The sequence below is a fragment of the Bordetella sputigena genome, assembly GCF_965137885.1.
Taxonomy (GTDB): domain Bacteria; phylum Pseudomonadota; class Gammaproteobacteria; order Burkholderiales; family Burkholderiaceae_B; genus Bordetella_C; species Bordetella_C sputigena.
Genome location: NZ_CBCSCA010000005.1, coordinates 1 through 18300, shown reverse-complemented (window position 1 = coordinate 18300; position 18300 = coordinate 1). Strand labels below are relative to the sequence as shown.

At 65.4% G+C, this 18300-nt stretch carries 17 protein-coding genes; 15 read left to right on the top strand and 2 right to left on the bottom strand.

What is annotated here, in order from left to right:
- Positions 1 to 117 precede the first annotated feature (117 nt).
- From pyrH to ACNA0R_RS11160, 14 genes are all read left to right on the top strand, one after another.
- Positions 118 to 834, top strand: coding sequence for a UMP kinase (gene pyrH / locus ACNA0R_RS11225; RefSeq protein ID WP_066349092.1), 717 nt, complete (start codon positions 118 to 120; stop codon positions 832 to 834).
- A 15-nt stretch (positions 835 to 849) separates the two neighbouring features.
- Positions 850 to 1410 carry a ribosome recycling factor gene (frr, locus tag ACNA0R_RS11220; RefSeq protein ID WP_415826089.1) on the top strand — a complete coding sequence of 187 codons (561 nt, stop codon included), beginning with the start codon at positions 850 to 852 and terminating at the stop codon, positions 1408 to 1410.
- Between the two features lie 31 nt (positions 1411 to 1441).
- Entirely contained in the window at positions 1442 to 2206 is a 765-nt protein-coding gene (gene uppS / locus ACNA0R_RS11215) for a polyprenyl diphosphate synthase (RefSeq protein WP_415826088.1), read from the top strand.
- 117 nt (positions 2207 to 2323) lie between these two features.
- On the top strand, positions 2324 to 3187 hold the full coding sequence (locus ACNA0R_RS11210) for a phosphatidate cytidylyltransferase (RefSeq protein ID WP_415826087.1): 864 nt from the start codon (positions 2324 to 2326) through the stop codon (positions 3185 to 3187).
- Positions 3184 to 4428 carry a 1-deoxy-D-xylulose-5-phosphate reductoisomerase gene (locus ACNA0R_RS11205; protein WP_415826086.1) on the top strand — a complete coding sequence of 415 codons (1245 nt, stop codon included), beginning with the start codon at positions 3184 to 3186 and terminating at the stop codon, positions 4426 to 4428. The genes ACNA0R_RS11210 and ACNA0R_RS11205 overlap by 4 nt, the downstream gene beginning before the upstream one ends.
- A gap of 70 nt (positions 4429 to 4498) precedes the next feature.
- Complete coding sequence (rseP, locus tag ACNA0R_RS11200) at positions 4499 to 5833, top strand: RIP metalloprotease RseP (protein ID WP_415826085.1); 1335 nt, start codon at positions 4499 to 4501, stop codon at positions 5831 to 5833.
- Positions 5834 to 6045: 212 nt separating this feature from the next.
- Positions 6046 to 8379, top strand: coding sequence for an outer membrane protein assembly factor BamA (gene bamA, locus ACNA0R_RS11195; protein WP_415826084.1), 2334 nt, complete (start codon positions 6046 to 6048; stop codon positions 8377 to 8379).
- 101 nt (positions 8380 to 8480) lie between these two features.
- On the top strand, positions 8481 to 9038 hold the full coding sequence (locus tag ACNA0R_RS11190) for an OmpH/Skp family outer membrane protein (RefSeq protein WP_415826083.1): 558 nt from the start codon (positions 8481 to 8483) through the stop codon (positions 9036 to 9038).
- 9 nt (positions 9039 to 9047) lie between these two features.
- Positions 9048 to 10163 (top strand): UDP-3-O-(3-hydroxymyristoyl)glucosamine N-acyltransferase, encoded by a 1116-nt coding sequence (gene lpxD / locus ACNA0R_RS11185; protein WP_415826082.1) that lies wholly within the window; start codon positions 9048 to 9050, stop codon positions 10161 to 10163.
- Between the two features lie 61 nt (positions 10164 to 10224).
- Positions 10225 to 10686, top strand: coding sequence for a 3-hydroxyacyl-ACP dehydratase FabZ (gene fabZ / locus ACNA0R_RS11180; protein ID WP_415826081.1), 462 nt, complete (start codon positions 10225 to 10227; stop codon positions 10684 to 10686).
- Positions 10687 to 11481 carry an acyl-ACP--UDP-N-acetylglucosamine O-acyltransferase gene (gene lpxA / locus ACNA0R_RS11175; RefSeq protein ID WP_415826080.1) on the top strand — a complete coding sequence of 265 codons (795 nt, stop codon included), beginning with the start codon at positions 10687 to 10689 and terminating at the stop codon, positions 11479 to 11481.
- Positions 11478 to 12686 carry a lipid-A-disaccharide synthase gene (gene lpxB / locus ACNA0R_RS11170; protein WP_415826079.1) on the top strand — a complete coding sequence of 403 codons (1209 nt, stop codon included), beginning with the start codon at positions 11478 to 11480 and terminating at the stop codon, positions 12684 to 12686. Before lpxA ends, lpxB begins: the two co-directional genes overlap by 4 nt.
- Positions 12673 to 13281 carry a ribonuclease HII gene (gene rnhB, locus ACNA0R_RS11165; protein WP_415826078.1) on the top strand — a complete coding sequence of 203 codons (609 nt, stop codon included), beginning with the start codon at positions 12673 to 12675 and terminating at the stop codon, positions 13279 to 13281. Before lpxB ends, rnhB begins: the two co-directional genes overlap by 14 nt.
- Positions 13278 to 14069 carry a TrmH family RNA methyltransferase gene (locus tag ACNA0R_RS11160; protein WP_415826077.1) on the top strand — a complete coding sequence of 264 codons (792 nt, stop codon included), beginning with the start codon at positions 13278 to 13280 and terminating at the stop codon, positions 14067 to 14069. Before rnhB ends, ACNA0R_RS11160 begins: the two co-directional genes overlap by 4 nt.
- A gap of 32 nt (positions 14070 to 14101) precedes the next feature.
- Here the strand turns inward: ACNA0R_RS11160 and ppsR are convergent, their stop codons facing one another.
- Positions 14102 to 14932: a posphoenolpyruvate synthetase regulatory kinase/phosphorylase PpsR gene (ppsR, locus tag ACNA0R_RS11155; protein ID WP_415826076.1), complete on the bottom strand. Its 831-nt coding sequence runs from the start codon at positions 14930 to 14932 to the stop codon at positions 14102 to 14104.
- A gap of 160 nt (positions 14933 to 15092) precedes the next feature.
- Between ppsR and ppsA the strand changes: the two genes are divergently transcribed.
- The gene (ppsA, locus tag ACNA0R_RS11150; RefSeq protein ID WP_415826075.1) at positions 15093 to 17456 is read left to right on the top strand and encodes a phosphoenolpyruvate synthase; all 2364 of its coding nucleotides are present in this window, start codon (positions 15093 to 15095) and stop codon (positions 17454 to 17456) included.
- A gap of 6 nt (positions 17457 to 17462) precedes the next feature.
- On the opposite strand, the gene ACNA0R_RS11145 is transcribed toward ppsA, so the two are convergent.
- A complete protein-coding gene (locus tag ACNA0R_RS11145; protein WP_415826394.1) occupies positions 17463 to 18281 on the bottom strand; it encodes a methylated-DNA--[protein]-cysteine S-methyltransferase in 819 nt (272 codons plus the stop codon).
- Positions 18282 to 18300 lie beyond the last annotated feature (19 nt).

The window sequence follows — 18300 nt, the reverse complement described above, 5'->3', positions numbered from 1 at the left end:
AAGTTCCCGATAAGTTCTTATCCGTCCGCATTGCAGTTCTTTTTATTACAGGCCGGCGCGTGACCGGCCTATTTCTTGTCTTACACTTCCGTCGGATCGTTTCTAGGGATATCGCTCATGGCCAGCAGATCGTATAAGCGGGTTCTTCTCAAACTTTCCGGCGAAGCGCTGATGGGTGATGACGCATTCGGCATCAACCGCGCCACCATCGCCCGGATGACCGAGGAAATCGCCGAAATCGTCAATCTGGGCGTGGAGCTGGCCATCGTCATCGGCGGCGGGAATATTTTCCGCGGCGTGGCGCCGGGCGCCCAGGGCATGGATCGCGCGACCGCGGACTACATGGGCATGATGGCCACCATCATGAATGCCCTGGCCCTGCAGGATGCGTTGAAACACCGCAGCGTCGACACGCGCGTGCAGTCGGCACTGAACATCGAACAGGTGGTCGAACCTTATATCCGGCCCAAGGCCTTGCGCTACCTGGAAGAAGGCAAGGTGGTGATTTTCGCCGCCGGCACCGGCAATCCTTTCTTTACCACGGACACCGCGGCGGCATTGCGCGGCGCCGAAATCGGCGCGGAAATCGTGCTCAAGGCGACCAAGGTCGACGGCATCTACAGCGCCGACCCCAATAAGGATCCGACCGCCACGCGTTATTCCCGCATCAGCTTCGACGAGGCCATCGTGCGCCGTCTGGAAGTCATGGACGCCACGGCATTCGCCCTGTGCCGCGACCAGAAGCTGCCCATCAAGGTGTTCTCCATCAATAAGTCGGGGGCGCTGAAGCGGGCGGTCACTGGCGAAGATGAAGGCACACTGGTACACGTTTGAATTGAAGGAGTCGCAATGAGCGTCGCAGACATCAGAAAATCGGCCGAGTCCCGGATGGCCAAGTCCATCGAAACGCTCAAGGTCAATCTGTCCAAGATCCGCACCGGGCGCGCGCATACCGGTATCCTGGATCACGTGCATGTCGAGTATTACGGCTCGCCCGTGCCCATCAGCCAGGTGGCTAACGTCAACCTGGTCGACGCGCGCACGATCAGCGTGCAGCCCTATGAGAAGACCATGGCCGGTCCGGTGGAAAAGGCCATCCGTGAATCCGATCTGGGGCTGAATCCCGTCTCCATGGGCGAAACCATCCGCGTGCCCATGCCCGCGTTGACGGAAGAGCGCCGCCGCGATCTGACCAAGGTCGTGAAGAACGAAGGCGAGGATGCCAAGATCGCGGTGCGCAATCTGCGCCGAGAAGGGAACGAAGCCTTGAAGAAGCTGGTCAAGGATAAGTCCATCTCGGAAGACGAAGAGCGCCGTGCGCAGGACGAAATCCAGAAGCTCACCGATCGCTGCGTGGGTGAAATCGACAAGCTGATCGCGCAGAAAGAAGCGGAGATCATGACCGTCTGACGCGAGCGCGCCGCGCGGTCTTTGCAACCTCATGACTATCAGTTCCACCCAGGCGGTCCCGCCGACGTCGGATATACCGCAGCATGTTGCCATCATCATGGATGGCAACGGCCGCTGGGCCACGCGACGGCATCTGCCGCGCACCGCCGGACACGCCAAGGGCGTGCAGGCCGTGCGCCGGGTCGTGGAGGCCTGCGGCCGCCGCGGCGTCCGCTACCTGACCCTGTTCGCCTTCAGCTCCGAAAACTGGCGCCGCCCGGCCGAAGAGGTCTCGCTGCTGATGCGGCTGTTCGTGCAGGCGCTGGAACGGGAAGTCGACAAACTCGACTCCCAGGGCGTGCGGCTGCGCGTGGTCGGCGATCTTTCTCCCTTCGAGCCGCGCCTGCGCGAATTGATCGAACAGGCGCAGGCCCGCACCGCGCACAACGACCAGCTGCATCTTTCGGTATGCGCGAACTACGGCGGGCGCTGGGACATCCTGCAGGCCATGCGCCGCATGCTGGTGGAAAATCCCGCGCTGGCGCAGGCGCCGGACGGCATCGACGAGGCCACGCTCAGTCGCTATCTGTCGATGGCATGGGCGCCCGAACCGGACCTGTTCATCCGCACCGGCGGCGAACAGCGCATTTCGAACTACCTGATCTGGCAGCTGGCGTACACCGAGCTTTTCTTCACCGACCGCTATTGGCCGGACTTCGGCGGCCCGGAACTGGAAGAAGCCTTCGAATGGTACCGGACCCGCGAGCGGCGTTTCGGGCGTACCAGCGCCCAGGTCAATGCGGCCGGAAAACGCTAGGCTTGCGCGACCCGTACCCCTGCCGTCACGCGGCCGCATGAAAAGGGGGCAGAATATGGTGTTCCCACCATCGCGGCGGGCACCTGCCCAGGCACCCGCCCAAGATTAGGAGACTTCATGCTGCGCCAGCGCATCGTCACAGCCGTCATCCTCCTCGCCGTCCTGGCCGCCACCATGGCGGCGTCCACGCCCTGGCCTTTCATGGTGCTGCTCGCCGTCGCGACCGCCTGCGCCGGCTGGGAATGGGCGCGCCTGACCTTGCCCGAGGGCGGTGGCGCCGGCGCCATCGTCGTGGGCGTGCTGCTGGGCGCCGCGGCGCTGTGCGTGACCCTGTGGTGGACCGGCGGCAGCCGCTACGACTTCGCCGCCGAAGCCTCCAGCGCGCTGCTGTTCAACTGGGTGGTGCCGCTGTCGGCCCTGTTGTGGATCTTCGGCGCGACGGTCGCGGTGGTCCGCGGACGCAGCGACGCGCCGCCCGCCAGCGTGGCCCTGACGCTATTCGCCATCCTGGCCCTGATGGCGGCCTGGGCGGTGCTGGCCTTGCTCTTCATGACACATGGAGCCGTTTTCCTGCTGTCCCTGCTGGCGCTGGTGTGGGCCGCGGATATCGCGGCCTATTTCGGCGGCCGCGCCTTGGGCCGCCACAAGCTGGCGCCGCGCGTCAGCCCCGGCAAAACCATCGAAGGCGCCATCTGCGGGGTCGCGGCCGCCGTCATCTGGATAGGCGTCAGCAGCGTGTGGGAGGGCACCTTCGGCCACGCCCTGGTCCAGCGCTGGACGCTCTGGGGCGCGCTGCCGATCGCGGCGTTGCTGGGCGTGTTGTCCATTGTCGGCGACCTGTTCGAGTCGCTGCTCAAGCGGCGCGCCGGGCGCAAGGATTCCAGTAATCTGTTGCCCGGCCACGGCGGCGTCTACGATCGCATCGACGCCATCCTGCCGGTGGCGCCCGTGGCCCTGCTTCTCAGTGGAGTACTGTTTTGACTGCGTTTCAGCGTATCGCCGTGCTGGGCTCCACGGGATCGATCGGCGAAAGCACCCTGGACGTTATCGCCCGGCATCCCGACCGGCTGGGCGTCTACGCGCTTTCGGCCCATAGCCGCATGGAAAAGCTGGTGGAACAGGCGCGCGCCAGCGCCGCCCGCGTGGTGGTCGTGCCGGACGAGAATGCCGCGGCGCGTTTCCGCCAGGCGTGGGCGCAGGCAGACGCAAAAGCATCCGCGCCGCCGGAGATCCGCGTCGGCGCCCAGGCGCTGGCCGATACGGCCGCGGATCCGGAATGCGATACCGTGATGGCGGCCATCGTCGGCGCCGCCGGCCTGCCTTCCGCCCTGGCGGCGGCGCGCGCCGGCAAGCGGGTATTGCTGGCCAACAAGGAAGCCCTGGTGGCCGCCGGTTCGCTGTTCATGGCCGCGGTGCGCGACCACGGCGCCGAACTGCTGCCCATCGACAGCGAGCACAACGCCATCTTCCAGTGCCTGCCGCATGGCGAGCGCGCTTCCGCGCCCACGCGGCCGGCCGCCGGGGTGCGCCGCCTGATCCTGACGGCGTCCGGCGGCCCGTTCCGCCAGCACGACCCGGAAGACCTGCATGCCATTACGCCGGCGCAGGCCTGCAAGCATCCGAACTGGAGTATGGGGCGCAAGATTTCCGTCGATTCGGCCACCATGGCGAACAAGGGGCTGGAAGTGATCGAGGCCCACTGGCTGTTCGCCATGCCGGCCGATCGCATCGAAGTCCTGATCCATCCGCAAAGCGTCGTCCATTCCATGGTGGAGTATGAGGACGGCTCCGTGCTGGCGCAGCTGGGCCAGCCGGACATGCGTACCCCCATCGCCTACGGCCTGGGATTTCCGGACCGCCTGGCCAGCGGGGTAGGGCTGCTCGACCTGGCGCGCTGCGGGCGGCTGGATTTCGAAAAGCCGGATCTGCGCCGCTTTCCCTGCCTGGGCCTGGCCTTCGATGCCCTGGCCGCCGGGCAGGGCGCCTGCATCGCGCTGAATGCGGCGAACGAGGTCGCCGTGGACGCCTTTCTGCGCGAAACGGTGCCGTACACCTGTATCCCGGCCGTCATCGCCCAGACTCTGGAGTGGCACGCCGGTCGGCCATCTGTTACGCTGAACAGCCTTGACGACGTCCTGGCGGAAGACGCCGCGGCGCGGACGCAAGCGCAACATATCCTGGCGCGTTCCCCGGTCGCCGCCGCCCACCCCAGGGGCCGTTAGTGCGTTAGTGCGTTAGCGCGCTATAGCGGCCATCGCGGGCCATCGCGCGACCCCCACCCGGTATCCGTTCATGCTATTCACCTTGCTTGCCTTCGCCGTCGCGCTGGGTATCCTGATCACGTTTCACGAACTCGGCCACTACTGGGCGGCGCGGTTGTGCGGCGTGCGGGTGCTGCGGTTTTCTGTGGGTTTCGGCAAAGTCCTGCTGCGCCGCATCGATCGCCACGGTACCGAGTGGGCGGTATCCGCCATTCCCCTGGGCGGCTACGTCAAAATGCAGGATGACCCGCCCGCCGGCGCCGCGCCGGCGGAATCCGCCCGGGCCTTCAATCGCCAGCCGGTCGGCAAGCGCATCCTGATCGTCGCCGCGGGCCCCGTTTTCAATCTGATCCTCGCGGTGTTCCTCTATGCCAGCCTGAACCTGGCCGGCGTGGAGGAGCCCGCCGCCTTCATCGCACGGCCGGCTGCCGGTACCCCCGCGGCCCAGGCCGGGCTGCAGGCCGGCGACCGCATCGTGTCCATCGACGGCGAGCCGATAACGTCCTGGAATGACGCGCGCTGGCAGCTGATGGACCATATCTCCACCGGCGGGCGGGTGCAGCTCGGCGTCAGGACCGAGCAAGGCGCCGTCCACGAACGCGAGCTGACGCTGGGTGAGAACCGCCTCGATCCCGCGCAGGGCGATCCGCTGGCGGCCTCGGGCCTGCGCCTGCAGGAGCCGCGTCCCGTCGTACGCGGCCTGGTGCCCGATAGCCCCGGGCAGCAGGCCGGGCTGCGTAGCGGCGACGTCGTGCTGGCCGTCGATGGCCAGCCGGTGCAGGACGTCGGCTCGGTCATTCGCATGGTGCAGCAGCGCGCCGGCACGGCGGTGCCCTTGCTGGTGCGGCGCGATGGCGCCGATATCTCCCTGACGGTAACGCCGAAGGCGGAACGCCTGGACAACGGCGAAACCGTCGGCCGCATCGGGGTGCAGCTGGGCGGCGACGTGCCCATGGTGACGGTGCGCTACGGTCCCATCGACAGCGTGTGGCAGGGCGTCACGCGTACCGCCGATACGGCCTGGTTTTCGCTGCGCATGATGGGCCGCATGGTGACGGGCGCCGTTTCCTGGCGCAATATCAGCGGCCCGGTGACCATTGCCGATTATGCCGGGCAGACGGCGCGCGTCGGCCTGGCGGCCTATATCGCCTATCTGGCGCTGATCAGTATCAGCCTGGGCGTGCTCAACCTGCTGCCCATTCCCATGCTGGACGGCGGCCATTTGCTGTACTACCTGCTGGAGATCGTGCGCGGCAGCCCGCCGCCCTCGCGCTGGCTGGACATCGGCCAGCGTGCCGGCCTGGGCCTGCTGGCGGGCCTGATGGGCCTGGCCCTGTTCAACGATTTCGCCCGGCTTTTCACCTAGCTTGCACCTGGCTTATGCCCCCGGGCCGGGCCCCGGCCAAGTCCCTGGACAGGCCCTTGTCAGCCCATTGGCGGTGGGCCGCCGCGAACGTCCGGTCATGCCGGCGGACGCCCGGGATGGCTGGTGCCTTTCGCTCAGGCGGGTTCTGCCTTAAAATCCTCCGCCATTTGCACCTATAACTCCGCCATTTGGACCACCAAGGATCCCCCAGGATGTTTTTCCGCTGGATGTTTAAGCCCAACAAGGGTATTTGGGCGGGCCTCATCGCCATGCTGATGTTGCTGCCGGCACTGGCCAACGCCTTCGAACCCTTCGTCGTCAAGGACATTCGCGTGGAGGGGATCCAGCGTATCGATGCCGGCACGGTGTTCGGCTATCTGCCCTTCAAGGTCGGCGATACCTTCACGGAAGACACCGCCACGGATTCCGTGCGCCGTCTTTACGGCAGCGGCTTTTTCAGCGACGTGCGCATCGACACCAACAACAACGTGGTTGTGGTCGTGGTGCAGGAACGCGCGACCATCGCGTCCATCACGTTCAACGGCATGCGGGAGTTCGACAGCAAGGCGATCCTGGACTCGCTACGCAACGTCGGCTTCGCGGAAGGGCGCATCTTCGACCGCTCCATGCTCGAGCGCGCCGAACTCGAACTCAAGCAGCAGTACATGTCCAAGGGCAAGTACGGCGTGGAAGTGACTTCCACGGTGACGCCGCTGCCGCGCAATCGCGTCGGCATCAGCTTCGATATTTTCGAAGGCGACGTGGCGCGCATCCGTGAAATCCATTTCGTCGGCAACAAGGCCTTCTCGGAAAGCGAGCTGCTGGACCAGATCCAGATGACCACGCCGGGCTGGCTGACCTGGTATACCGACACGGACAAATATTCGCGCGAAAAGCTGGAAGGCGACGTCGAGCGGATCCGCTCGTTCTACCTGGATCGCGGCTATCTCGAAGTCGCGGTGGAACCGCCGCAGGTCACCATCTCGCCGGATCGCAAGAACATCTACATCACCTACACGCTGCACGAAGGCGAACCGTACAAGGTGCGCAGCGTGAAACTGGCGGGCAATCTGCTGGGCCTGGACAAGCAGATCGATGCGCTGGTGCAGGTCAAGCCCGGCGAAACCTTCTCGGCGGCCAAGACCAACGATAGCGCCAAGGCCATTACCGACTACCTGGGCGAACTGGGCTACGCCTTCGCCAACGTCAATCCGAATCCCCAGATGGATCGCGCCAAGCACGAAGCCGATCTGACGTTCTACGTGGATCCCAGCCGTCGCGTCTACGTGCGCCGCATCCAGATCGGCGGCAACACCCGTACGCGGGACGAGGTCATCCGCCGCGAAATGCGCCAGGAAGAAGCCGCCTGGTATGACGCCGGCGATATCAAGATGTCGCGCGATCGTATCGACCGCCTGGGCTATTTCAACGACGTCAACGTCAAGACCGATCCGGTTCCGGGCTCGCCCGACCAGGTCGACGTCAACGTCGACGTGAAGGAAAAGCCCACCGGCATGGTCAACCTGGGCGTGGGCTATGGCTCGACCGACCGCGCCATCTTCAGCGCCGGTATCAGCGAAGACAACGTCTTCGGCAGCGGCACTAACCTGACCCTGCAGCTGAACACCAGCAAGACCAACCGCGCCGCGGTGCTGTCGCATACCGATCCGTACTGGACCAAGGACGGCATCAGCCGCACCACGTCGCTGTATTACCGCCAGCAGCGTCCGTTCATCGACAACGACGGCGAGTACCGCGTCGATACGATGGGCCTGGGCATGAACTTCGGCGTGCCCATCTCGGAGTACGACCGCATCATCCTGGGCGCGTCCGTCGAGCGCAACAAGGTCCACCTGGACAGCAATTCCCCGCAGGCCTACCAGGAATACGTCGACCAGTACGGCGATTCGACCACTTCGGTCCTGCTGACCACCGGCTGGAACAAGGACACCCGCGACAGCGCGCTGGCGCCGACCAAGGGCTACTTCACCAAGCTGCAGGCCAACGTGTCCACGATGGACCTGAAATACACCATGCTGTCCGCGCAGCAGCAGTACTACCTGCCGCTGGGCCGCAGCTACACCCTGGCCCTGAACGGCATGATGGACTGGGGCCAGTCCTATGGCGGCAAGGACTTCCCGGTCATCAAGGACGTCTACGCGGGCGGTATCGGTTCGGTGCGTGGCTACGAAGGCGCGTCCCTGGGGCCGCGCGATACCCTGACGGGCGATTACCTGGGTGGTGCGCGCCGTATCGTGGCCAACGCGCAGCTCTACCTGCCGTTCCCGGGCGCGACCAAGGACAAGACCCTGCGCTGGTTCCTGTTCACGGACGCCGGCCGGGTGCAGCCGGGCAATGGCTTGACCTGCACGGCGGGCAAGCACAACGAAGTCGAGGATCCTTGCGGATGGCGCTATTCCGCCGGCGTGGGCCTGTCATGGCAATCGCCGCTGGGACCGCTGCAGCTGTCCTACGGCCGGCCGCTCAACGCGAAGTCGGGTGACGACACCCAGAGCTTCCAGTTCCAAATCGGTACTGGTTTCTAAACGCAAATCAAAGGTGGCCGGATGTTTCCGGTCGCCCATGAGCGTGCCGGTTTAGTGGCACAATAATGGTTTGCTTGACCTTATCGGAAGGTGAAATTTTCATGATGTCTATTTTCGTACGCAAATTGACCCGTTCATCGCGCAAGAGCTCCGTCTCGCTGACGGCTGTGCTGGCGCTGGCGGGCGCGCTGCTGCTGGGCGCGTCGTACGCGGCGCCCGCGGCTGCGCAGGGGACGAAAATCGGCTTCGTCAATACCGAGCGTATCCTGCGCGAATCCGGCCCCGCTCGCGCGGCCCAGGCCAAGATCGAATCCGAGTTCAAGGCCCGTGATGCCGAACTGCAGCGCATGGCGACCAATCTGCGCGCCCAGGCGGAAAAGTTCGACAAGGACGCGCCCGTGTTGTCCGAGTCCGATCGCATGAAGCGCCAGCGTGACCTCAGCAACATGGACGGCGACCTGCAGCGCCGCCGCCGCGAATTCCAGGAAGACTTCAACCGTCGCCGCAACGAGGAATTCTCGGCCATCGTGCAGAAGGCCAACGCGGCCATCAAGAACATCGCCGAAAAAGAAAACTACGATCTGATCGTGCAGGACGCCGTCACTGTCAGCCCGCGCGTGGATATCACCGATAAAGTGATCCAGGCCCTTGGCAAGTAAGCGTCGCCCATGCCGGTTCTGCTAGATTCCACTCGCGCGCCCTTACTTGACGAGTTATTGGCGGATACCGACACCCAGGGTCTGACGTGGCAGATCAGCGCCCCACCAGGTGGGGCGCTTCCCCGGATACAGGGGCTGGGGACGCTGGCCACCGCGGGGCCGGGCGAAATCAGCTTTCTTTCCAATCCTCGCTACCAAAGCCAATTGCCCGCGACGCGGGCCGGCGCGGTCATCGTCACGCCGGATATAGAACAGGCTTTGTCCGGGCCGGCATCGGCCCAGTCCGCCCCCTCCACACCGGCGGCCTTCGCCCGTGTGATCACGGCCAACCCCTATCTGCTGTACGCCCGTATCGCGCAATGGTTCGACCGTGCGCGGCGGCCGGCCTTGCCCGCCGGCGTGCATCCCTCCGCCGTGGTGGCGGATGACGCCGTCATTGAAGACGGCGTGCGGATCGGGCCGCACTGCGTGGTCGAATCCGGCGCCCGCATCGGGCGTGAAACCGTGCTGGGGCCGGGCTGCGTCATCGGGGCGGGGTCTTCGGTCGGCGCGGGCGGATTGCTACATGCGCGCGTAACGTTGTATGCGGGCGTAACCGTCGGAGCACGGGCGGTCATCCATTCGGGGGCGGTGCTGGGAGCGGATGGTTTCGGCTTCGCGCCGGATCCGGCGCTGGGCAAGGGCGCCTGGGGCAAAATCCCGCAGTTCGGCGGTGTGACCGTGGGCAACGATGTCGAAATCGGCGCCAACACCACCATCGATCGCGGCGCGCTGGAAGACACCCTGATCGGCGACGGCGTCAAGCTGGACAACCAGATCATGGTCGCCCACAACGTCCGGATCGGGGCGCATACGGCCGTGGCGGCTTGCGTCGGCATCGCCGGCTCCACGACCATAGGCGAACGCTGCACCATAGGCGGCGCGTCCATGTTGTCCGGCCACCTGACCCTGGCCGACGACGTGCATATATCCGGCGGCACCGCCATTACGTCGAATATTTCCAAGCCTGGCCGCTACACCGGGGTGTACCCGTATGCGGAACATGGCGAGTGGCAGCGCAACGCGGCTGTCATCCAGCAGTTGGGCCAGTTGCGCCGCCGCGTGCGGACGCTGGAACAGGAATAACATCACGGCGCGTCGCTAACGCGGCATGCCGTAAGAAGAATTGCAATGCAGGAACATACTCATGGAACTCGACATTAAGGGGATCCTGGATCGCTTGCCGCATCGGTATCCGATGCTGCTGATCGACCGCGTGATCGACATCCAGCCCGGCAAATCCATCGTTGCCTTGAAGAACGTTTCGATCAACGAACCATTCTTCACGGGTCACTTTCCCCATCATCCCGTCATGCCTGGCGTGCTGATCCTGGAAGCCATGGCGCAAGCCGCCGCACTGTTTTCGTTTTCGGATGAATCGGCCCTGAAAAGCAACGATGCCGCTGGTTCGTCCACGGTGTATTACTTCGTCGGCATCGACGGCGCGCGTTTCCGCCGCCCGGTCCTGCCCGGCGACCAATTGCGTATCGAAGTGGACGCCGAACGGTTGAGCCGCAGCATTTGCAAGTACGCCGGGCGCGCCCTGGTGGACGGTCAACTGGTCGCCGAAGCCAAGCTCATGTGTGCCATCCGCAGCCTGGACGCATAAATGACCGATCACATTCACCCTACCGCCGTGGTCGATCCGGCTGCTGAGATCGACAGTTCCGTTGTCATCGGTCCCTACAGCGTCATCGGCCCGCGGGTGCGCATCGGCGCGGGGACTGAGATCGGATCGCATTGCGTCATCGACGGCGTCACCACTATCGGGCGCGACAACCGCTTCTACCGGTTCTGCTCGATCGGCGGCATGCCGCAGGACAAGAAATACGACGGTGAGCCGACCCGGCTGGAAATCGGCGACCGCAACACCGTACGCGAGTTCACCACCTTCAATACCGGCACGGTCCAGGATGGCGGCGTGACCACCATCGGCAGCGACAACTGGATCATGGCCTATGTGCATATCGCGCACGATTGCCACGTGGGCAGCAACACCATCCTGGCCAACGGCGTGCAGCTGGGCGGCCATGTGCGGGTGGGCGATTGGGCCATCCTGGGCGGCCTGACCGGCGTGCATCAGTTCAGCACCATCGGCGCGCACAGCATGACGGGCGGCAATAGCTCGCTGATGCAGGATACGCCGCCTTATGTGCTGGCCGCTGGCAACCCCTGCCGTCCGGTGGGCATCAATGTGGAAGGGTTGAAGCGCCGCGGGTTCACACCCGCCGTGATATCGGCCCTGCGCGACGCCTACAAGGCCATATACCGGCGCGGCCTGTCGCTGGACGAAGCGCGCGCCGAATTGCGCGGCCGGCAGGAGAGCGAGCCGGAAACGCGCGAAGTCCTGCAAGTCATGCTGGACTTCCTGGATCAATCGCAACGCGGCATTATCCGGCCGTGACCACGCGCATCGGCATGGTCGCCGGCGAGCCCTCCGGGGACCTGCTGGCCGGCCGCATCATCGAAGGCCTGCGCGAATACGACGCCTCGGTGGCCTGCGCGGGGATAGGCGGGCCGCGCATGCAGGCGCGGGGCTTCGATAGCTGGCATCCCATGCACGCGCTGACGGTGTTCGGCTACGTCGATGCGCTCAAGCGTATTCCCAGCCTGCTGGCCATCTATGGCGACGTCAAGCGACGCATGCTGGCCGAGCCGCCCGCCGTGTTCGTCGGTATCGATGCGCCGGATTTCAATCTGAAGCTGGAACTCCAGCTGCGGCAGGCCGGCGTGCCCACGGTGCATTTCGTCGGGCCGTCCATCTGGGCCTGGCGCTACGACCGCATCCACAAGATCCGCCAGGCGGTCTCGCACATGCTGGTGCTGTTTCCTTTCGAAGTCGATATCTATCGCAAGGAAGGCATACCGGTCACCTATGTCGGCCACCCGCTGGCCGGAACCATACCCATGGCGCCGGATCGCGAGGCCGCCCGCGCGCGGCTGGGCGTGGAGCGCGGCGCGCGCGTGCTGGCCATGCTGCCGGGCAGCCGTTCGTCGGAAATCCGCGTGCTGGCGCCGCGTTTCCTGCAGGCCTTGCAGCAGTTGCAGGCGCGCGATCCGGCGTTGCAGTGCCTGGTGCCCATGGTGAATGCGGCGCGGCGCGCGGAATTCGAACAATTCCTGCGCCAGTATCCCGTCAGCAACCTGCGCATCGTTACGTCGGACGACGTTGCCGCCGGCGTGATGAACGGCGCCACCGGCGAAGGCCAGCCCGTGGCCTGGTCCGTCATGGAGGCCGCGGACGCGGTGCTGGTGGCCAGCGGCACGGCCACGCTGGAGGCCGCGCTCTACAAGCGGCCCATGGTTATTTCCTATGTGCTGTCGCCATGGATGCGACGTATCATGGCGTGGAAATCCGGGCAGCAGCGCCCTTATCTGCCTTGGGTCGGGTTGCCCAATGTGTTGCTGCGCGACTTCGCGGTGCCGGAGCTGCTGCAGGACGACGCCACGCCCGACAAACTGGCCGAAGCGACCTGGCGCGCGCTCACGGATGAGGCGGCCGCCGCCCGCATCCAGGCGCGGTTCACGGACTTGCATGCCGAGCTGCTGCGCGACACGCCGGCGCTGGCGGCGCGGGCCATCAACGAGGTAGCGCATGGCGCAAAGTGACATGTTCGGCGACGAAGGCCTGCGCGATGTGATCATCTCGGGGGTGGACGAAGCCGGCCGCGGGCCCCTGGCCGGCGCGGTCTACGCCGCCGCCGTCATCCTGGATCCGGGGCGGCGCATCGATGGGCTGGCCGATTCCAAGGTGCTGACCGCCCCGCGGCGCGAAGAGCTGGCGCTCGAAATCAAGGAATACGCCGTCGCCTGGTGCGTGGCCAGCGCCAGCGTGAAGGAAATCGACTCCCTGAACATCCTGCGCGCGACCTTGCTGGCGATGCGCCGCGCGGTGCTCGGGCTGGGCATCAAGCCCGGACTGGCGCTGGTCGACGGCAATCAGGCGCCGCGCCTGCCTTGCGGCGTGAAGACCGTGATCCAGGGGGATGCGCTGGTGCCGGCCATCTCGGCCGCGTCGATCCTGGCCAAGACGGCACGCGACGCCGATCTGGTGCGCCTGCATGGCAAGTATCCCAACTATGGCTTCGACCAGCACAAGGGCTATGGCACGGTGATGCACCTGGAGCGCCTGCGCGAGCACGGCCCGTGTCCGGAACACCGGCGCAGCTTTTCTCCCGTCAAGGATATGTTGATCGTGCCATGAAGCACATAGCTTCGCGCGATAACCCTCTGGTGAAATCCCTGCAGCGCATCGCCGCGACGGCGGGCCGGCGCGAATCCCAGGTGCTGCTGGACGGTATCCATCTCTGCCAGGCCTGGCTGCGGCATCACGGGACGCCGGTGCGCGCGCTGTTCGACGCCGCGCGGCTGGACCATCCCGAAATCGCCGGCCTGGCGCGCGTGCTGCCGGAGGAAATCTGCGTCAGCCTGGAAGCGCGGCTGCTGCGCGGCCTGGCCAGCGTGGAAAGCGACCAGGGTGTCGCCTTCCTGGTGCAGCCGCCCCAGCCGGACCTGCCCGACCGGATCGAGGAATCCTGTGTCCTGCTGGATCGGGTGCAGGACCCCGGCAATGTCGGCACATTGATACGCACCTGCGCGGCCGCTGGCATACAGCGCGTTCTGTTGTCCGAGGGCTGCGCCGCGGCCTGGTCGCCCAAGGTGCTGCGCAGCGCCCAGGGCGCGCATTTCGCGATCTCGCTGCATGAGCGCGTCAGCGTGGCGGACCTGCTGCCGCGCCTGGGCGTGCCGCTGGTCGCCACGGCGCTGCATGACTCGATTTCTCTCTACGATGCCAACCTGCCGGCGCACTGCGCGTGGGTATTCGGCCACGAAGGGCAGGGCATCGCGCCGGAGCTGTTGCAGGCGGCCGACCTGCAGGTGCGGATTCCGCACGATACGCAGGCCGTAGAGTCCTTGAACGTGGCGGTGTCGGCGGCGATCTGCCTGTTCGAGCAGCGCCGCCGCTTCCCTTGTCTGCCGGTGGGCGGATAGCCGCCCGCCAGGCCCACCGCCACGTGGCGGCTTCAGCCGCCCCGGTCCAGCCCGACTTCCTGCAGCACCGTCGTGGAAATCTCCTCGATGGATTTGGTCGTCGTGGACAGCCATTCAATGCCTTCGCGCCGCATCAGGCGCTCGGCCTCCGCGACCTCATAGCGGCATTGCTCGATCGACGCGTACTGGCTGTTGGGACGTCGCTCGTGCCGCACTTCCGCCAGCCGGTCGGGCTGGATGGACAGGCCGAACAGCTTGCTGCGGTGGGGCGCCAGCGTCGACGGCAGCACCCCGCGTTCGAAGTCGTCGGGCGTCAGCGGAAAGTTGGCAGCCTTGATCGCATACTGCATGGCCAGGTACAGGCTGGTCGGCGTTTTTCCGCAGCGTGACACGCCCACCAGAATCACATCCGCCTGGCCCAGATTTGTAACGAACTGGCCGTCGTCATGGGACAGGCTGAAATTGATGGCGTCGATACGGTTGCGATACTTCTCGCTGTTGGCCGCCATGTGCGAGCGGCCGATGGAGTGGCTGGACTTCAGGCCCAGTTCCTGTTCGATGTGGCTTACAAAGGTTCCAAATAGATCCAGGAAGATACCGTTGGCCTGCCGTACCCGCGCCATGATTTCGGGATGAACCAGGGTGCTGAAGACAATGGGCTGCATGCCCGTTTCGGCGGCATTGCGATCGATGCGCAGCGCGGCTTCCTCCGCCTTTTGCAGGGTGTCGACGAAGGGCAGGCGGATCTGGCGAAAGTTCACGTTCTCGAACTGCGCCAGTACCGAATGGCTGAAGGTCTCGGCCGTAATGCCGGTGCTGTCCGAGACGATGTAAACGGTCCGTTCGAGCGGGGTGTTGGTCATATGTAAAAAATTCCGACGAGGCTGGAAGTAGGGCGGATCCTACCGGGTACAATCAGGCCCCGATAAGTCACCCCAATGCGGTCCCAAGGCCAGTTTGGCCAGCGCGCGTTTCCGTGCCCTGACCAAACTCGCTTTCTTTCCATTGTAAAAGGTGACTTCAATGTCGTACGTCGTTTCGTTCGAGCAGCTCCGCATGGCGGATGTGGACTCGGTAGGAGGCAAGAACGCATCACTAGGTGAAATGATCAGCCAGCTGGCCGGCGCGGGCGTGCGCGTGCCGGGCGGCTTCGCGACCACGGCCGAGGCCTTCCGCGATTTCCTGAAATCGTCGGGCCTGGACAAGCGTATCGCCGATCGTCTCGCCTCGCTCAACCCGGAAGACGTACGTGAACTGGCGACGGCCGGGGCGGAGATCCGCCAGTGGCTGATCGACGCGCCGTTCTCGCCCGAATTCGAACAACAGATCCGTACCGCCTTCGCCGCCCTGGATGCGGACGGCAAGGGCTCGTTCGCCGTTCGTTCGTCCGCCACCGCGGAAGACCTGCCGGACGCGTCGTTCGCGGGCCAGCAGGAAACCTTCCTGAACGTGGTCGGCATCGATGACGTGCTGGACAAGATCCGCCACGTCTTTGCGTCGCTGTACAACGATCGCGCCATTTCCTATCGCGTGCACAAAGGCTATGCGCACGCCGACGTCGCCCTGTCCGCGGGCGTGCAGCGCATGGTGCGCTCGGACAAGGGCAGCGCCGGCGTCATGTTCACCATCGATACCGAATCGGGCTTCAAGGACGTGGTCTTCATCACGTCGTCCTATGGCCTGGGCGAGACGGTGGTGCAGGGCGCCGTCAACCCCGACGAGTTCTACGTCTTCAAGCCCACGCTGGAAAAAGGCCTGTATCCCATCGTCGGACGCCGCATCGGCTCCAAGCTGATCAAGATGGAGTTCGACCCCGAGCGCCCGCAGGGCCGCGCCGTGCGCACCGTGGACGTGCCGGTGTCCGAGCGCAATCGCTATTCGCTGACGGACGAAGAAGTCACCGAGCTGGCGCGCTATGCGGTCATCATCGAGAAGCACTATGGCCGTCCCATGGACATCGAATGGGGCCGCGATGGCGTCGACGGCAAGCTGTATATCCTGCAGGCGCGCCCGGAGACCGTGAAGTCGCAGCAGAGCGGCAATGAAGTGCAGCAGCGCTACCGCCTGAAGGCCACCGGCCGTGTGGTGGTGACGGGCCGCGCGATCGGCCAGAAGATCGGTTCCGGTCCGGTGCGCATCGTCGCCGACGTCTCGGAAATGGACAAGGTGCAGCCGGGCGACGTGCTGGTGACCGATATGACGGATCCCAACTGGGAACCCGTGATGAAGCGCGCCGCCGCCATCGTCACCAACCGCGGCGGCCGCACCTGCCACGCCGCCATCATCGCGCGTGAACTCGGCATCCCGGCGGTGGTGGGATGCGCCACGGCCACCGACGACCTGAAGGAAGGCCAGGCGGTGACCGTGTCCTGCGCGGAAGGCGATGAGGGCCGCATCTATGACGGCCTGATCGAAACCGAGGTCGAGGAAGTGCGCCGCGGCGAAATGCCCGCCATCGACGTGAAGATCATGATGAACGTCGGCAATCCGCAACTGGCCTTCGACTTCGCGCAGATTCCCAACGAAGGCGTGGGCCTGGCGCGCCTGGAATTCATCATCAACAACAACATCGGCATCCACCCGAAAGCGGTGCTGGATTATCCGAACGTCGATGCCGAACTGAAAAAGGCGGTGGAGTCGGCCGCGCGTGGCTATGCCAGCCCGCGCGCCTTCTTCGTCGAGAAGCTGGCCGAGGGTATCGCCACCATCGCCGCGGCGTTCTGGCCCAAGCCCGTCATCGTCCGCTTGTCCGACTTCAAGTCCAACGAGTACCGCAAGCTGGTGGGCGGCTCGCGCTACGAGCCCGAAGAGGAAAACCCCATGCTGGGTTTCCGCGGCGCGTCGCGCTATATCGCTCAGGAGTTCGATGAGTGCTTCCGCATGGAATGTGAGGCATTGAAGCGCGTGCGCGGCGAAATGGGCCTGACCAACGTCGAGATCATGGTGCCCTTCGTGCGCACGCTGAACCAGGCCGCACGGGTGGTCGAACTGCTGGGCAAGAACGGGCTGAAGCGCGGCGAGAACGGGCTGAAGCTGATCATGATGTGCGAGGTGCCGTCCAACGCCATTCTGGCGGATTCCTTCCTGGACTACTTCGACGGCTTCTCGATCGGTTCGAACGACATGACGCAGCTGACGCTGGGCCTGGACCGCGATTCGGGCATGGAGCTGTTGGCGGCGGACTTCGACGAGCGCGACGAAGCGGTCAAGTTCATGCTGCGGCGGGCCATCCAGGCTTGCCTGGCCAAGGGCAAGTATGTCGGTATTTGCGGCCAGGGGCCCAGCGACCATCCGGATTTCGCGCAGTGGCTCAAGGATGAAGGCATCCTCTCGATGTCGCTGAATCCCGATACCGTTGTCGATACCTGGCAGCGTCTGGCGGGCTGATCGGGCTCAACGTTGCTGGCCGCCTTCGCGCGCCAGCAACTCCAGCTTGCGCGCGACGCCCCATCGGTAACCGCCCGGGGCGCCGTCCGTTCGCACGACGCGATGGCAGGGGATGGCGAGCGCGATATCGTTGCTCGCGCAGGCGCGCGCCACCGCGCGCACGGCGCCCGGCGCGCCGATGCGGCGGGCGACCTCCGCATAGGAGGCGGTGCTACCCAGAGGGATTTCACGCAGGGCTTGCCAGACGCGTTGCTGGAAAGCGGTGCCGCGCACATCCAGCGGCAGCGCGAGGCCCATCTCCGGCTTTTCGACGAAGCCCACGACCTGGGCCACCCATCTTTTGAATTCCTCGTCACCGCCTTCCAGGCTGGCCTGGGAAAAGCGGTCCTGCAGCCCCCGCACCAGGGCCTGCGGATCGTCGCCCAGCGTGATCTGGCATATGCCTTTTTCCGTCGCGGCGACCAGCAGGGCGCCCAATGAACATTGGGCGACGGCGAAGCGGATGCCCAAGCCGGCGCCGCCACGGCGGAATTCGGTGGGGGTCATGCCGAGCATGGCGGGCACGCTTTCGTAGAACCGGCCGCTGGAATTGAAGCCCGCTTCGTAGATGGCGTCGGTGACCGAGCGGCCCCGCGACCGTCCGTGATCGAGTTCCTGTCGCGCGCGTGATGCGCGGACGGCCTGGGCGTAGGCCTTGGGCGTGATGCCGGTGACGGCCTTGAACACCCGGTGGAAGTGGAAGCGGCTCATGCCGGCCTGTTCGGCCAGCGTGGCGAGGTCCGTTGCCGCCCCGGACTCCATGGCCCGGCAGGCCTGCTCGACCAGCGCCGCATGGGGATGGGCG

Excerpts from the sequence above, each read along its gene's own strand:
- pyrH (WP_066349092.1), top strand. The coding sequence starts at position 118 with ATGGCCAGCAGATCGTATAAGCGGGTTCTTCTCAAACTTTCCGGCGAA.
- frr (WP_415826089.1), top strand. The coding sequence starts at position 850 with ATGAGCGTCGCAGACATCAGAAAATCGGCCGAGTCCCGGATGGCCAAG.
- uppS (WP_415826088.1), top strand. The coding sequence starts at position 1,442 with ATGACTATCAGTTCCACCCAGGCGGTCCCGCCGACGTCGGATATACCG.
- ACNA0R_RS11210 (WP_415826087.1), top strand. The coding sequence starts at position 2,324 with ATGCTGCGCCAGCGCATCGTCACAGCCGTCATCCTCCTCGCCGTCCTG.
- rseP (WP_415826085.1), top strand. The coding sequence starts at position 4,499 with ATGCTATTCACCTTGCTTGCCTTCGCCGTCGCGCTGGGTATCCTGATC.
- bamA (WP_415826084.1), top strand. The coding sequence starts at position 6,046 with ATGTTTTTCCGCTGGATGTTTAAGCCCAACAAGGGTATTTGGGCGGGC.
- ACNA0R_RS11190 (WP_415826083.1), top strand. The coding sequence starts at position 8,481 with ATGATGTCTATTTTCGTACGCAAATTGACCCGTTCATCGCGCAAGAGC.
- lpxD (WP_415826082.1), top strand. The coding sequence starts at position 9,048 with ATGCCGGTTCTGCTAGATTCCACTCGCGCGCCCTTACTTGACGAGTTA.
- fabZ (WP_415826081.1), top strand. The coding sequence starts at position 10,225 with ATGGAACTCGACATTAAGGGGATCCTGGATCGCTTGCCGCATCGGTAT.
- lpxA (WP_415826080.1), top strand. The coding sequence starts at position 10,687 with ATGACCGATCACATTCACCCTACCGCCGTGGTCGATCCGGCTGCTGAG.
- rnhB (WP_415826078.1), top strand. The coding sequence starts at position 12,673 with ATGGCGCAAAGTGACATGTTCGGCGACGAAGGCCTGCGCGATGTGATC.
- ACNA0R_RS11160 (WP_415826077.1), top strand. The coding sequence starts at position 13,278 with ATGAAGCACATAGCTTCGCGCGATAACCCTCTGGTGAAATCCCTGCAG.
- ppsR (WP_415826076.1), bottom strand. The coding sequence starts at position 14,932 with ATGACCAACACCCCGCTCGAACGGACCGTTTACATCGTCTCGGACAGC.
- ppsA (WP_415826075.1), top strand. The coding sequence starts at position 15,093 with ATGTCGTACGTCGTTTCGTTCGAGCAGCTCCGCATGGCGGATGTGGAC.